This window comes from Pirellulales bacterium, assembly GCA_036490175.1.
Taxonomy (GTDB): Bacteria; Planctomycetota; Planctomycetia; order Pirellulales; family JACPPG01; genus JACPPG01.
Genome location: DASXEJ010000149.1, coordinates 16,806 through 30,408, shown reverse-complemented (window position 1 = coordinate 30,408; position 13,603 = coordinate 16,806). Strand labels below are relative to the sequence as shown.

11 protein-coding genes and 1 pseudogene are annotated in these 13,603 nt (G+C 60.1%); 8 read left to right on the top strand and 4 right to left on the bottom strand.

The window, feature by feature from the left end; all coding sequences use genetic code 11:
• The first annotated feature begins 97 nt into the window (after positions 1 to 97).
• From VGG64_11720 to VGG64_11695, 6 genes and pseudogenes are all read left to right on the top strand, one after another.
• Positions 98 to 3,142, top strand: a complete 3,045-nt coding sequence (locus VGG64_11720; protein ID HEY1600265.1) for a PVC-type heme-binding CxxCH protein — start codon at positions 98 to 100, stop codon at positions 3,140 to 3,142.
• 45 nt (positions 3,143 to 3,187) lie between these two features.
• Entirely contained in the window at positions 3,188 to 4,093 is a 906-nt protein-coding gene (locus tag VGG64_11715) for an alpha/beta hydrolase (GenBank protein HEY1600264.1), read from the top strand.
• A gap of 41 nt (positions 4,094 to 4,134) precedes the next feature.
• The gene (gene trxA, locus VGG64_11710; protein HEY1600263.1) at positions 4,135 to 4,998 is read left to right on the top strand and encodes a thioredoxin; all 864 of its coding nucleotides are present in this window, start codon (positions 4,135 to 4,137) and stop codon (positions 4,996 to 4,998) included.
• Positions 4,999 to 5,078: 80 nt separating this feature from the next.
• Positions 5,079 to 5,225 (top strand): annotated as a pseudogene (locus tag VGG64_11705) (GYF domain-containing protein).
• 27 nt (positions 5,226 to 5,252) lie between these two features.
• Positions 5,253 to 6,083: a TIGR00266 family protein gene (locus VGG64_11700; protein ID HEY1600262.1), complete on the top strand. Its 831-nt coding sequence runs from the start codon at positions 5,253 to 5,255 to the stop codon at positions 6,081 to 6,083.
• A 474-nt stretch (positions 6,084 to 6,557) separates the two neighbouring features.
• Positions 6,558 to 8,777, top strand: a complete 2,220-nt coding sequence (locus tag VGG64_11695; protein ID HEY1600261.1) for an amino acid permease — start codon at positions 6,558 to 6,560, stop codon at positions 8,775 to 8,777.
• A 90-nt stretch (positions 8,778 to 8,867) separates the two neighbouring features.
• Here VGG64_11695 and VGG64_11690 read toward each other — a convergent pair whose 3' ends face one another.
• From VGG64_11690 to VGG64_11675, 4 genes are all read right to left on the bottom strand, one after another.
• On the bottom strand, positions 8,868 to 10,256 hold the full coding sequence (locus tag VGG64_11690; GenBank protein HEY1600260.1) for a DUF3386 family protein: 1,389 nt from the start codon (positions 10,254 to 10,256) through the stop codon (positions 8,868 to 8,870).
• 174 nt (positions 10,257 to 10,430) lie between these two features.
• A complete protein-coding gene (locus VGG64_11685; protein HEY1600259.1) occupies positions 10,431 to 10,817 on the bottom strand; it encodes a hypothetical protein in 387 nt (128 codons plus the stop codon).
• Positions 10,818 to 10,848: 31 nt separating this feature from the next.
• A complete protein-coding gene (locus VGG64_11680; GenBank protein HEY1600258.1) occupies positions 10,849 to 11,793 on the bottom strand; it encodes a DUF1559 domain-containing protein in 945 nt (314 codons plus the stop codon).
• Positions 11,794 to 11,820: 27 nt separating this feature from the next.
• A complete protein-coding gene (locus VGG64_11675) occupies positions 11,821 to 12,726 on the bottom strand; it encodes a dockerin type I domain-containing protein (GenBank protein ID HEY1600257.1) in 906 nt (301 codons plus the stop codon).
• Between the two features lie 319 nt (positions 12,727 to 13,045).
• On the opposite strand from VGG64_11675, the gene VGG64_11670 reads away from it, so the two are divergent.
• Together VGG64_11670 and VGG64_11665 are read left to right on the top strand one after the other, a co-directional pair.
• Positions 13,046 to 13,231: a hemin uptake protein HemP gene (locus VGG64_11670; GenBank protein ID HEY1600256.1), complete on the top strand. Its 186-nt coding sequence runs from the start codon at positions 13,046 to 13,048 to the stop codon at positions 13,229 to 13,231.
• A 100-nt stretch (positions 13,232 to 13,331) separates the two neighbouring features.
• Positions 13,332 to 13,547 (top strand): hypothetical protein, encoded by a 216-nt coding sequence (locus VGG64_11665; protein HEY1600255.1) that lies wholly within the window; start codon positions 13,332 to 13,334, stop codon positions 13,545 to 13,547.
• Positions 13,548 to 13,603: the final 56 nt, after the last annotated feature.

Here is a 13,603-nt window from a genome sequence, read left to right as displayed (position 1 = left end):
TCCTGCAGGACATCACGGCTCAAGATGCAGCCGACCTTTTGGCATATCTCTCGTCGCTCACCAACACAACACCCGCGCCGTTGGGAGAGGATTGATTGTGCTAGGGACGTCGCGCCTGCTGCTGTGGTCGAGGGCCAACGTCCTGCTGCTCGCGCTCGTGCAGACCACGGTCGCCGTGGCCGCGTCTCCCGCGCCGATACCACACGGTCAGAACAAAGCCCCCGGCGAGCCCCTTGCGCCTGCCGACGCGGTCGCGAAAATGACCGTGCCCGAGGGTTTTCAAGTTGAGCTCGTGGCCGCCGAGCCGGACATCGTCAATCCCGTGGCCATGACTTTTGACGAGCGGGGACGCATCTGGATCACTGAGAGTGTCGAGTATCCGCGCCATGACGCGGGACCGGGGCGCGACAGGATCAAGGTTCTGGAAGACACCGATGGCGACGGACGCGCCGATCGCTTCACCATTTTCGCCGACGGGCTTAACATCCCCTCTGGAATTGCCGTGGGTGCCGGGGGAGTGTGGGTAGCCAACGCACCGGATATTCTCTTTCTGCAAGACACCGACGGAGATGGACGTGCGGATCGCCGTGAGGTCGTGGTGACCGGCTTTGGCCGAGACGACACGCACGAATTGCCCAATTCGCTCACGTGGGGCCCAGACGGATGGTTGTACGGTCTCAACGGAGTATTTAATCGCGGCTTGGTGCGGCAGGATGATCGCGAATACCGCTTCACCGCGGCCATGTTTCGCATTCATCCGCGCACGCGGCGCTTCGAGCTGTTTGCCGAAGGGACGAGCAACCCGTGGGGGATCGCTTGGGATGGCGAAGGAAGCGCCTTCGCCAGTGCCTGCGTGATCGACCATCTTTGGCACCTGGTGCAATCAGGTTATTACCATCGCCAGGCCGGCGCGTACCCCCCCTTCGCGTGGAAGATCGAATCGATCGTCCAGCACCGGCATCAACAAGCCGCGTATTGCGGCATTCACTATTTCGATAGCGACGCCTATCCCGAGCAGTATCGCCGCAAACTGTACATGGGAAACATCCACGGCAATTGCATCAATTGCGATTCCCTCGACCGCAACGGGTCGACATACACGGGTCACGGCGAACCCGATTTTCTCAGCGCTAATGATGCCTGGTTCATGCCCGTGGTGCAGAAAACGGGGCCTGATGGTTGCTTGTACATTCTCGATTGGTACGACCGGTATCACTGTTATCAGGACGCGGGGCGCGATCCCGAGGGCATCGATCGCGCGAAGGGACGGCTATATCGCGTTCGCTACCAGAACACGCCGCGGGCCAGCTCGTTCGACTTGGCCAAGGAAAAGGACGATCAACTGATTGCGCGGCTGCGAAGCCCCAACATTTACTTCCGCGACCTCGCCCAGCGGCTACTCGGCGAGCGCGCGGACGCAGATTCTCGTCCCAAGCTCGAACGGCTTGTCTTGGACGAAGCCGCTCCGCGCGTCGCACGCATGCACGGATTGTGGGCGCTACTGGGAATGGGAGATTTGCCGTCGGACTTCCACTCCGGGCTGCTGGCCTGTTCGGACGCGGGACTGCGTGCTTGGGGTGTTCGCGCGGCAGGCAACGCCACACAATTATCAGCCGGACTCGTCCCGCAAATCGAGGCATTGGCCAACGATTCTTCGCCCGATGTACGGCTGCAGGTGGCGATCGCGGCGACGAGGATTCAGGGGCTCGATGCTATTCATGTTCTGGTGCGCGTGGCCGCGCAATCGTCGAATGACAGGCTTATCCCGCGCATTGTGTGGCAGAATCTGCACCCGCTGCTAGAGGCCCAGCACGCGTCGTTCCTGACGGCGATCGAGGTACCCGAGCTGCGCACATCGCCTGGCGTGGCGCTGATCGTGCCCAGGGCATTCGACCGACAGTTGGACTTTGCCGCGCGCGATGCGGCACCGGCGGCACATTTACTCAGTACGTATTTGCACGAACGTCCGACCGACGTCGAAGTCCAGGTTGCCCGACAATGCCTGGCGGCGCTGACCGACAAAATCCAGGACGGCGAAATTGCCGGCAAGCCGCTGGAACTCTTACGCGCGGAGTGTCAGGCGTTCATGAAGCGGGTCTTGGACCGTGGGGTCGATCATCCGCTCTATCTTGACGTGGCGCTAGTGGCGGTGAGCTGGCATGATCCATCGCCTTTGCCGACGGTCCGCCGAGCGCTTGTCGCTACGGACCATTCCGACACGGTGCGTGGCGAAGCTTTCGCGGCGCTCGTGGCTGCCAAGGATCACGAGCTGCTGACGCTAGCCGAGCCTTTGTTGGTCGATCGCGATGGCGCATCGGCCGAGTTGCGGCGGCGCGTGCTCGCCTTGCTGGGCAGGTTGGACGACGACGCCGTGGCCGATCTGGCACTGCGGGCCTATCCGAGTCTCGAACCCGAATTGAAACCGCAAGTGATTGTGCTCTTGGCCGGTCGCCCCGCTTGGGGACGCAAACTGATGGCCAGCATCGCGGCAGAACAGTTGCCCGCAAGCGCCATCGATGCCAATCAAATCCGTCGACTGCTGGCCACCGGTGACGAGTCGCTGCAGGCCGAGGTAACGCGATTGTGGGGAACGGTTCGCACCGAACGAAGCCCCGACCGCGAACAAACGATCAAACGTGCCCGCCAGTTGGTCCGTGCGACCGTGGGGGATCCCGTGGCCGGCCGCGTCATCTTTCAAAAGACATGCGGCAACTGCCATAAGATCTACGGCGAGGGGCAGACCATCGGCCCGGACATAACGGTCAACGGTCGTGGCTCCTATGAGCAGCTGCTATCGAACGTGCTGGATCCGAGTCTGGTCATCGGGGCCGCTTATCAGGCCCGCACGGTAGTTACCGAAGATGGTCGCATCCTCACCGGGCTACTCGACGAAGATAGCCCCGAGCGCATCGTTCTCAGGCAACAAGGGGGTAAAACCGAAACAATTCCCCGCGCGCAGGTTGCGCAGATGGAAACGAGTAAGCTGTCCTTGATGCCGGAAGATATCGACAAACAGTTGAAGCCGCAGGAGCTAATCGATCTATTGACGTTCCTCGCGCTTGACCATTCGCCCGACGATCCCTCGGCCCGTTGGCTGATCGGCTTTGACGGGGCGGCAGCGCGAGATGCCGAGAAGCCGTAACATGCGACGCCCCATCCGAATTTTCCATCAGCCTGGGATCACACCATGAACTCGACAAGTAGTTTCCTTTTGCAAGCAATGTTTTCGCTGGCCGTCGCCTGGGGCGTGGTGGCACGATGTAACGCCGACGAACCGCCGCAGATTTTGCTTTGGCCGTCCGGCGCACCCGGCGCGGTCGGGAACGAAGACGTCGATAAGCCGTGCATTTGGCTGCACAAGGCGCCGGCCGATAAGGCGGGCGGAGCAGCCGTCATCGTTTGTCCCGGCGGAGGCTACGGTCATCTGGCTATGACGTACGAAGGGCACGAAGTGGCCCAGTGGTTTAACGAATACGGCGTCACCGCATTCGTGCTGCGGTATCGACTCGCGCCGCGCTATCATCATCCGATGCCAATTTCGGATGCGCAGCGAGCCATTCGTGTGGTGCGTACCAATGCCAAGGAATGGGGCATCGATCCCGAACGAGTTGGCATTATGGGCTTTTCGGCCGGCGGCCACCTGGCCTCGACTGCCGCCACGCATTTCGACGATGGTCAGGCGGACGCCAAGGACCCGACCGATCGCGTCGGCTGCCGGCCGAATTTCGCGGTCCTGGCATATCCTGTGATCACGCTGGAAGGGGAGTTTGCCCACGGCGGTTCGCGCGAGAACCTGCTGGGCAAGAATCCACCGGCCGCCCTGGTGGCCAGCCTTTCCAACCAGACGCAAGTAACAGCCCGCACCCCGCCGACGTTTTTGTTCCATACGGCCGCGGACACGGCCGTGCCACCGGAAAACAGCATCATGTTCTACGAGGCGATGCGCCGCGCGAAGGTGCCGGGCGAGTTGCACGTTTATCAAACTGGCCCGCACGGTGTGGGATTGGCCCGCAACAATCCTGTACTGTCGACCTGGCCTGAGTGTCTCGCCACCTGGCTCGAAGAGCGTGGCGTGTTGAAAAAGAAGAACTAGCAGGCGTCCGAGGATTGGCCGCAAGCCTTTAGGAGTTCGTCATGGTGCCGTCCTCACAGTGGACAATCGAAGTCACGGATGCCACGTTCGATAAGGAAGTCTTGGAACGCTCGGCCGAGTTGCCGGTTGTCATTGATTTTTGGGCTCCTTGGTGTGGCCCTTGCCGACAGTTGGGACCGATGCTGGAGAAGCTGGCCGACGAGTCGGCCGGTAAATTCCTGCTGGCCAAGATCAACGTCGATTCTTCGCCGACCATTGCTGGCGAGCTACGCGTTTCGTCGATCCCGGCCGTGTTCGCGGTCCGCAACGGGCGACTCGTCAATCAGTTCGTCGGGGTCATGCCCGAGGAGCAATTGCGCGCGTGGCTGCAATCCTTGGAGCCTAGCGAAGCCGAAAAGTTGCTGGGTGAGGCCATGCGTTTGGAACAGGCCGACCCGGCGGCGGCGGCCGAGAAGCTGCGCGCAGCAATCCTATTGGCGCCGCAGGATCGACCTCTGCGGCTGGCCCTCACCCGTGTCCTGCTGGCACAAGATTTATTAGACGACGCCGAAGAACAGATCGAGCACCTGGAGGGGGAAGGCTTTTTAGAGCCAGAAGCCGAGGGGCTGAAGGCGCAGTCTGTTCTGCGGCGCGCCGCGCGGGGGGCGGGCGACCTGGAAACGGTACGGGCAGCGGCCGATGCCAATCCGCTCGACATGGCAGTGCAAATGAAGCTCGCATTCGCTCTGGCCGGCAGCGGCCAGTACCGCGAGGCGCTCGAGCGTGCCTTGGCGGTGTTGCAAACCGATCGCAAGGGGCAAGGTGAGGCAGCGCGGCAACTGATGGTGGACGTTTTTCATGTGCTGGGATCGGACGATGAGCTGGCTGGAGAGTTCCGGCGGAAGCTCTCTGCGGCGTTGTACTAAGAATTGCCGGCCAGGCAACGACACAGTCTGCCGTCGTGGCACTTGTCCCGTCATGCCACTGAATCACGGAGTGATCAAACATGCCCGCTAACGCGGTTTGGTATTACGCCCAAGAAGGTAAGTCGGTCGGACCGATGACTCTGGAAGAGTTGCTGCGCAAGCTGCCCGAAGTCGGCGGGCAGGAAGCGATGGTCTATGGCCCGACCACGGCCAACTGGATCGAAGCGCGACACGTTCCCACGATTGTCGACGCCCTGCGCGGGCCTGCCCGCCCGCCCGAGCCTCCCCGTTCGCGTAGTGCCGACGAGATCGACTACGAGATCTACGGCCAGGAAATGCAGTACGTCGAAGTCACGCTCGATCCAGGCGAAATGGTGATCGCCGAGCCGGGCGCGATGATGTACATGTCGTCTGGGATTCAGATGGAGACTTTGTTTGGCGACCCTGGCAACAAAGGGGGTTTCTGGTCGAAAATGATGACCGCCGGCAAGCGCGCGCTAACGGGCGAATCGCTCTTCATCACCTCGTTCTCGAACGGATCTCATGAGCGCGAGCATGTGGCCTTTGCGGCGCCCTATCCGGGCAAGATTCTGCCGCTGCACCTCGATCAGCTAGGGGGCGAGCTGATCTGCCAGAAGGAATCGTTCATCTGCGCGGCCCGCGGCATTCAAATCAATATCGCCTTTCAAAAGCGATTCGGCGTCGGCCTGTTTGGCGGCGAAGGATTCATCATGCAGCGATTGCAGGGGGACGGCATTGCCATGGTTCACGCCGGCGGAACGTTGATGCAGCGCACGCTGGCGGCAGGCGAAATGCTGAAAGTCGACACCGGTTGCCTCGTGGCGCTGGCACCCTCGGTGGACTACGACATTCAATTGGTCGGCGGCGTTAAGAACACTCTCTTCGGGGGCGAGGGACTGTTCCTGGCGACCCTGACCGGTCCCGGCGACATCTGGCTGCAATCGTTGCCGTTCTCACGCCTGGCCGGCCGGGTTCTGGCAGCCGCACCTGAGCGCGGCGGAGGCCGCGACGAAGGTTCTGTATTGGGGGGACTGGGTCGTCTGCTAGACGGCGATAACCGCTGAAAACATGGCAAGAAAAGGGGCTTGGCATGCCCGCCTTTGCCCTGCCGGCCGACCCTCTCTGATTGCAGCCCGAGCCAGTCGAGGCTAGAATCCAAACCCGGTTACGCAGAATATCGCCTGGCGGGGCGCAATGAATGTGCCGTGGTAAACGTCCGATGCCACCGGTATGCCAAGTTCCGTCGATGGGGCTTAACTCGCCTGCCCGTTCGACGGACTATCGACAAGAGGTCGCCCACATTGTGAAGCCTCACCTTGGGTGAGGCGATACATCGTACCCAGGTCTATTTCCCTATGTAGCAGTCGATCGGTCGCACCAGTCCTTGACGCGCTTTGTGGAGTGCGGACTGGTTTCTCTCGCGTGTTGCAGGTCACGTGGCCTGCCCAAGCCGAGGGCCCCGGATCGTTTCGAAATGCTCCCCTGATGGGTTCCAAGGTCGGCGCGCCTTCGATTGTTCGATGCGCGCCGCTGAATCAATGAGCGAACGCCCTCTAAATCCCCAGCCATCCCCTTCCGAGCGAGACCCTTCCGCGCCGGCCAAGACGCCGGCCGAATCCGCGGCCAACGGAAATGGGGACATCACAAATCTGGCCGCCGAGGCCATCGAGTCGGAAATCGACAGGCCCACGGCGCCGCACGATGCGGCCGGCGATCCCCCGGCCGAAGACGGCCCCGTCTTGACGACGATCGGCGCTCCGGCAGAATCGGCTGTCCACAAGATCCCGGAAAAAGTGAAGACGCTGCTAGTCGGCAAACCGCGCGACCTGGCGGATCAATCGGTCTTTCATCACGTTTCGCTGGTGGCCTTCTTGGCCTGGGTGGGTTTGGGCGCCGATGGATTATCGTCGTCGTGCTATGGACCGCCCGAGGCATTCAAGACGCTCAGCGAACAAGGAGACTTCGCGTTTCTGGCGATTTTTCTGTCGCTGGCTACGATCATTACGGTCTTCGTGATCTCGGCTTGCTACCGGCACATCATCGAGGAATTTCCCAGCGGTGGCGGCGGCTACCTGGTGGCCTCGAAGCTGTTGCACCCGCGCGTCGGCGTAATCTCTGGCTGCGCGCTGTTGGTCGACTATGTGCTGACGGTTACGGTGTCGATTGCGGCGGCCGGGGATGCGTTGTTCGGCATTGAGCCATTCAATCGTTTTCACAATTGGAAGATTGAAGTCGAATTGGCGGCCATCATCCTGTTGCTGGTGCTAAATCTGCGCGGCATCAAGGAGTCGGTAAAATTTCTGCTGCCGGTCTTCATCGTCTTCCTGATTACGCATGCCGTTCTGATCTTCGGCAGCGTCGGCATGCATATCGCCGAAGGAATGACCGTCGTCCATGAAGTTGCAGGTGAGGTGCAGACGAACCTCGAAGGGGGCCTGGGGCTATTCGGCATGCTGGCCCTGCTGATGCGGGCCTATACGATGGGCGCCGGAACGTATACCGGCATCGAAGCCGTCTCGAACAGCATGCCCGTCATGCGCGAGCCGCGCGTGGCCACGGCCAAGCGGACGATGACCTATATGGCTTTCTCGCTGGCGGTCACGGCCGGCGGCTTGATGATCGCTTACCTGCTGTTGGGCGTGCGCCACAGCGACCAACTGACGATGAACCAGATCCTCAGTGAGCGGTTTGTAGCCGATCTGGGGCTGAGTTCGGGCTTCGCTGGGCCGACCTTCGTATGGGTCACGATTTTGGCCGAAGCGCTCTTGCTGTTCGTGGCGGCGCAAGCGGGCTTCATCGATGGCCCGCGCGTGCTCGCCAACATGGCGCACGATTCCTGGATGCCGCATTGGTTCGCCAATCTTTCCGAGCGATTGGCCACGCACAATGGCGTGATGTTGATGGGCATCGCGGCGATCACCGCCTTGCTCTACACCGGCGGCGATGTCACGGCGCTGGTGATCATGTATTCGATCAACGTGTTCCTCACGTTCTCGCTGTCGATGATCGGTATGGTGCGTCATTGGTGGCAACTACGCCACGAGCACCCTTGGTGGCGTCGTCGCATCGCGTTGTTTTCCTTCGGTACGCTGATGTGCGTCTCGATTCTGTGCGCCACGATCTACGAGAAGTTCGACGTGGGCGGTTGGCGCACGTTGGGCGTGACGGGATTGCTGGTCGCATTGTGCTTTGCCACACGCCGGCACTACGACACGGTGATCAACAAGGTCCGCCGCCTGGACGAGACGCTGGGACAGCTTTCGGCGCCGCCGCAGGCCACGGCCGGCGACGTCGACCCGAAGCTTCCCACGGCCGTCATCCTGGTCGGCGGATACAGCGGGCTGGGCGTACACACGCTGTTGAACGCCGTGCGTTTCGCGCCTGGGCATTTCAAGAACATGGTGTTCATCTCGGTAGCGGTGGTTGACTCTGGCAACTTCAAAGGCGCCGCGGCGCTCGAGGATTTGCGTCAACACACCGAAGAGTCGCTGGCCAAGTATGTCGATTTGGCGCGACGGCTTGGCATGCCTGCTACCAGCTATATGGCCGTGGGAACCGAGCCCGTCCACGAACTTGAACAACTATGCCTGTCGATCGCCAAGCAATACCCCAAGGTGATCTTTTTCGCCGGCCAGTTGTTGTTCGAGCAAGACACCTGGTATCACCGGCTGCTGCACAACCAAACGGCCTTCTCTCTGCAAAGGCGTTTGCAGTGGGTCGGCTTGCCGATGGTTATTCTGCCGACGCGCGTGCGGTAGCAGTCCGAAGCTGCCAGCGCACGCGCGTGAACGGCTCGGTCTCGACAATCGCTCTCTTTGTCGAACACCGGAAGGCCCGCAGCGGGTGTGCTATTTCTTCTTGGCGGCCGAGAGCAATTGGTGGTTTGCGAACGAAAGCGAAACCACGTCCCGCTTCTGGTCTTCGGCCCGCAAGATTACGATCCGCTGCGGCAGGTCGAACCCGCCCACGTCTAGCCACTGGTTCAGGTGCGTTTCGCTCGAAGTCAGCTTGCCGAAATCCTTGTCCCAAAAGCTGACATTGAACGTGGTCGGCAGATACTTACCCGCCGGATTGCGATAGACGTCGAGCACCGAGATCGTGAACCGCGACGGCCCCATCTGACGATTCACCTCGGTCACGACGCCGTCGGTAACGCGGTACGCGCTGTGCAGATCCTTATCCTCGTCGAAGCGGATCATGCGTCCCAAGGGGTGCTCGGCTTCCTCGGCTACGAACGACACGGCGCCCGTCGGTCCGCCGCCCCCCATGCGATGTTGCACCAGTGACGCCAAGACTTGCTCGACGCGGCCCAACTCCATGCCGTCGAAGCCCGCTAGTTGCACGTCCCCTTCGGCGCTGACCGTGATGCGGCCCGTCCGATTCTCAGTCCCTTGACGCAAGACCAGGTCGGCCGAGAAACCGGGGAAATCATCCCACACCGCCCGTGCATCGCGAGCCGTCGTCAGAATTTCCTGCGCCGTGGCCGTCGCCGGCACCGGGGCGGCAGCAACAGCCGTTATCTCGGGCAGGACCGCAGTGAGCGTCGCATAGTGATGCACGGCCTTGTAGGACTGGTCATCTTTTTTTCCCTCGCGATTCTCGACCCGCCGCGCGCGCAGGGCGTACTTGCCTGCACGAACTGCAGGAAGCTGAACGCGCCCCTGCGCGTCGCTTTGGAATTCTTTGGCATCAATGCCGGGCCCATCGACGACAACCTGACAATCGGCGGCCGGCTTGCCTTCCCATAGAATCTCGCAAATCCAGCCCGCGGCGTCGGCACGTGGTACGATCGTGAGCGGCAGGCTCGAGGCCCGCGTCAGAGCCGAAATCTCGCGAGCTTCGGCCGCGGCCACGTGCTGCGCGTAATAGTTCAACAAGATGGCCTCGCCATCGTGCTTGAAGATGCCGTACTCGAATTGCGCTTCGGCGCTGTAGGGACTCGACGCATTGATCGGTGTTGTCAGGTGCCCGTCTTCTTCGGTTTTGACCAGCGTCAGTTCAAGCGGCGTGGTCGCCGCGCTGCCGTTGTGTAGCCATGCCTTTGTGCCGGCGATCTTGGTTGCCAGGCGTGCACTGCCGGCCGTAGGTCCTTCGTTGAAGTAGACCTCGGCGACAGGCTTCTCGGTTGCCGCAGCCGTTGGCACATCGATCCAAAGAAAATGTGCGGACGCGTATGGCAAAGGGACAGCCACCAAGGCGGCCAAACCGCAGGCGGTCGAAAGGATTAAACGTTGCATTCTTGGTCTCCGAAACAAAATGGGGTTATGGGCTCGTGGTCAGCACAATAATCGAAAATATTTAGCTCTGGGCAGGCAGCAGCGGTTCACGGGAATCGGCGAAAGCATGGTGCCTCGCACCGTACAACGACGCGACATTGCCGATTCTGCGACAAATCGCAAGTACGCGAGCATTTATCGTCCGCTTTTCAGATCGCAGTTGTATTCACGCGACGCACTTCCGGATTGCCCATCAACTTCCACTAACAACGGCGATTCTCGCGCGTATTTTTCTGGTATGACGCGTCGCTTGACCGCGGTTGCGGATTTATTGCCAGTCGTGTCATGTGAACCAGTCAGCGGTGGATTGTCTGCAACTTCCACGCGATATTTGCCTGGCAACAGGCCGTCTTCAGCCTTCAACTCGTAACTTCCCTGCACAACGCCGGCGCCCGTTTTTTTTCGCCCCTTATCCAGCGGTACGAACAAAATGGCAGCCTCGTCCAACGGTTGTCCGTCGAGCGTAACTTGCCCGTGCATGGGAGTGTGCGTAGGGCCGCAACCGGGTAAGGCGATCGTCATCGTGGCAATCACGATCCACGCGTACGGAAAACTAATAGGATTCAATGGGAAGCCCGTCATTTCTTTGCGCCAATAGGTTGAGCACGTCGGGAGACGTCGTATCGGGAACGAAATGGACCGAGCCATCCACCATCACCATGTTCACGCCGCGCGGATGATCGCTGCGAAAGGTGTTCAACTCGTAAAATGTGTTCGTTATCACGATGCGCGTACTATTGAAGACTCCACAGGTTGTTGCCGTGCTGCAAAACGGATAGCCGCTCGCCCATTCGGTGGCGCCGCCGTTGGTAAAATTCGTGAGCCCGAAATTCAGGTCGCCCCCCAAAAATGTGTTTGACGAGCCATCTTGGGTCGTAATCACACCGATTTCGGTGTTACCTTTCGTCAGATCGATGATGGCTCCGTTGTCATATCCGGCGGCCGCCTGATTGATGAAGTGACCGTACACGCTCCCTGTGCAGACCGCATAGCTGCCCCAGCCGGGGTAGACCTGGATTGCGGCATCCGAAATCAACATCGATGGACAACGGAAGACCGCGAGTGGCGTGGATGTGACACTGGTATTTTGTGCAGTTTGAGCGGTAGTCAACGTACCGCTACGAACATAGAGGTTGTACAGCGTTTCTTGTTCGAGATACGGCAAAACGTTGAAGAAGGCGCTCAGGCCTTGTGCATCCATCGTGCTGGGGAGCACACGCTGCGACATATTGAATTGGTGAAACCCCAAGGCGATTTCCTTCAGGTTGTTCGTGCATTGGGTGCGCCGGGCAGATTCACGGGCCGCCTGCACAGCAGGCAGCAGGATCGCCACCAGAATGCCGATGATCGCGATCACCACAAGCAACTCGACGAGCGTGAAGCCTGGCGTGATGCGCCGCCTAACTGGAAAGGAATTTCTGTTCATAGTTGTGGGGACGTAACTTCGGTCGGTGCTTTGGTGACGGTTCAAATTCCCTTGAAGCGCGCTCGTGTCCAAGACAAGGATCGCAAACTGTGTTCGGCATTATCTTCGCGCGGTGCGCCGTTTCGTGGCTCTTGCAACGACAACCAGAATCATGGCACCGGCGCTCGCCAGCAGATGCGTGCCGGGCTCTGGCACTGCGGTCAGGGCGGCAGCGCCTCCACCAGTGGTCGAGGAGTGCAACCAATTGCTGGCGACGGCGCTGATGTCTAAACCGTTGACAATGCCATCGAAGTTGGCGTCTCCGGCCAGCGCGCCAACGGCGCCAGTATGCAACCAGTTCGAGGCCATGTTCGAAATATCGAGCCCGTTGACGATGCCGTCGCGCGTGACGTCCCCTGTTAGCTCCGTCAGGGTGTCGACCGCGGCACGATCGAAACTCATTGACGTGGACGCGGCCGGCAAATCGATCTGGTAGCTCGCCGCGTTACCGGGCAAGACCCAGGTGAATGCGGTGTCCACGATATAGGCCGCACCGAAGGGAGTTGACAGCGGCTGCCGCATCAACTCTTGCGTGACCGCAGGATGCGTCGCGCCGATCGCTACGTCTCCGTAGTCGAGTTCAGACCCTTGCGTGCGCGTCTGCACTAAAAGCACGGTGGTGTAATTGCTGCCCAGTCCATAGTTCGGTACCACGACATGCATATCGGTCGGGGCCGAGAACGAGTAGATATTGCCGTCGCTCGTGATCAGACTAGTGCCCGACGAGTCGTAGACGTTAAGTCCTGCTCCTGAGGGGGCATTGGGGTTGAAAAGCCCCACGTCGGGCAGATTGGGCGGGTTCCCGTCGGTTGACGTGAATGTCTCCCATTGCTGGTACGTGGTGTCCGTAGATCCACGATTCCAGCCGGCGGGGAGGTTGAAATCGGCCCAAGCCCGTTGGGCCGGCAAAACCGTCAGGATCACCGCCGCCAACACCTGGGCGGACCTGTTCGTGCAACACGACATGAACTCACTCCTTCGCAGCAGCAACTGCGGTAAAGTCCGCGGCCCCTCTGGGAGACCAACTGGACAGGACCGAGCAATGGCTGGCGAAGGCGTGAGCCTAGCTGGCTGAGCTCTCTATTTGAAACTCAGTATCAATAACGGATGTTACCAAAACCTATTGTGAATGCAAGCAGTTGTGCTCCACATCGTATAACGCGTTCCACGCGAATACTTTGTATCGCATCAATCTATTTTTATAAATTGACAATGAGACTCAATATCATTATAACCAGCAAACTCAGGTGGCATTTCCACCCTATTTCGAGCTTGTGGTGTCGATATGGATCACCCGGAAAAACAGCCCCCGCTCAGCAACCCACCGGATGCAGGGCCGAGCCAATTTGGCTTGCAGGTGGTCCGTTCGCACGAGCTACTTAATGGCCGTCAAGAAGTGCTGATTGAGCATTCCGGCCAATACTACCGCCTGCGCATTACCCGCAGCGGCAAGCTAATCTTGCAGAAATAGCCCCGCGCAGGGACCTGCCGAGCGGCACAAGGAGGCTCGGACGGGGGCTGATCGGTCTGCTGACAGCGGCAAATGGCGAACTATACTAGGGGGTTCAGCCATGATCGACGCTAGCCGAACAGGAATAGGCCAGATGCCCAAAGCCCTCAGTATCAGCGGGATCGTCGTCGCGATCTTGCTTATCCTGGTCTTCGGGCTGGATTTGGCCCTGAAGTTCCCGTTTAGTCAGGCAAGCAAGACCATGGATATTGGCTTCTTGATCGCCGCCGGCATCCTCGGCTATATCAGCTGGACGACGATGCGGGAATTGCCCTAACGGTGCGACGCACACCCGGCCAGACAGCTTCACAGACGCCGGCCCAATTGCCAGCC

Coding starts and splice junctions, on each gene's coding strand:
- VGG64_11675 (HEY1600257.1), bottom strand. CDS start 12,726: ATGTCGTGTTGCACGAACAGGTCCGCCCAGGTGTTGGCGGCGGTGATC.
- VGG64_11665 (HEY1600255.1), top strand. CDS start 13,332: ATGATCGACGCTAGCCGAACAGGAATAGGCCAGATGCCCAAAGCCCTC.
- VGG64_11695 (HEY1600261.1), top strand. CDS start 6,558: ATGAGCGAACGCCCTCTAAATCCCCAGCCATCCCCTTCCGAGCGAGAC.
- trxA (HEY1600263.1), top strand. CDS start 4,135: ATGGTGCCGTCCTCACAGTGGACAATCGAAGTCACGGATGCCACGTTC.
- VGG64_11685 (HEY1600259.1), bottom strand. CDS start 10,817: ATGACGATCGCCTTACCCGGTTGCGGCCCTACGCACACTCCCATGCAC.
- VGG64_11690 (HEY1600260.1), bottom strand. CDS start 10,256: ATGCAACGTTTAATCCTTTCGACCGCCTGCGGTTTGGCCGCCTTGGTG.
- VGG64_11715 (HEY1600264.1), top strand. CDS start 3,188: ATGAACTCGACAAGTAGTTTCCTTTTGCAAGCAATGTTTTCGCTGGCC.
- VGG64_11670 (HEY1600256.1), top strand. CDS start 13,046: ATGGATCACCCGGAAAAACAGCCCCCGCTCAGCAACCCACCGGATGCA.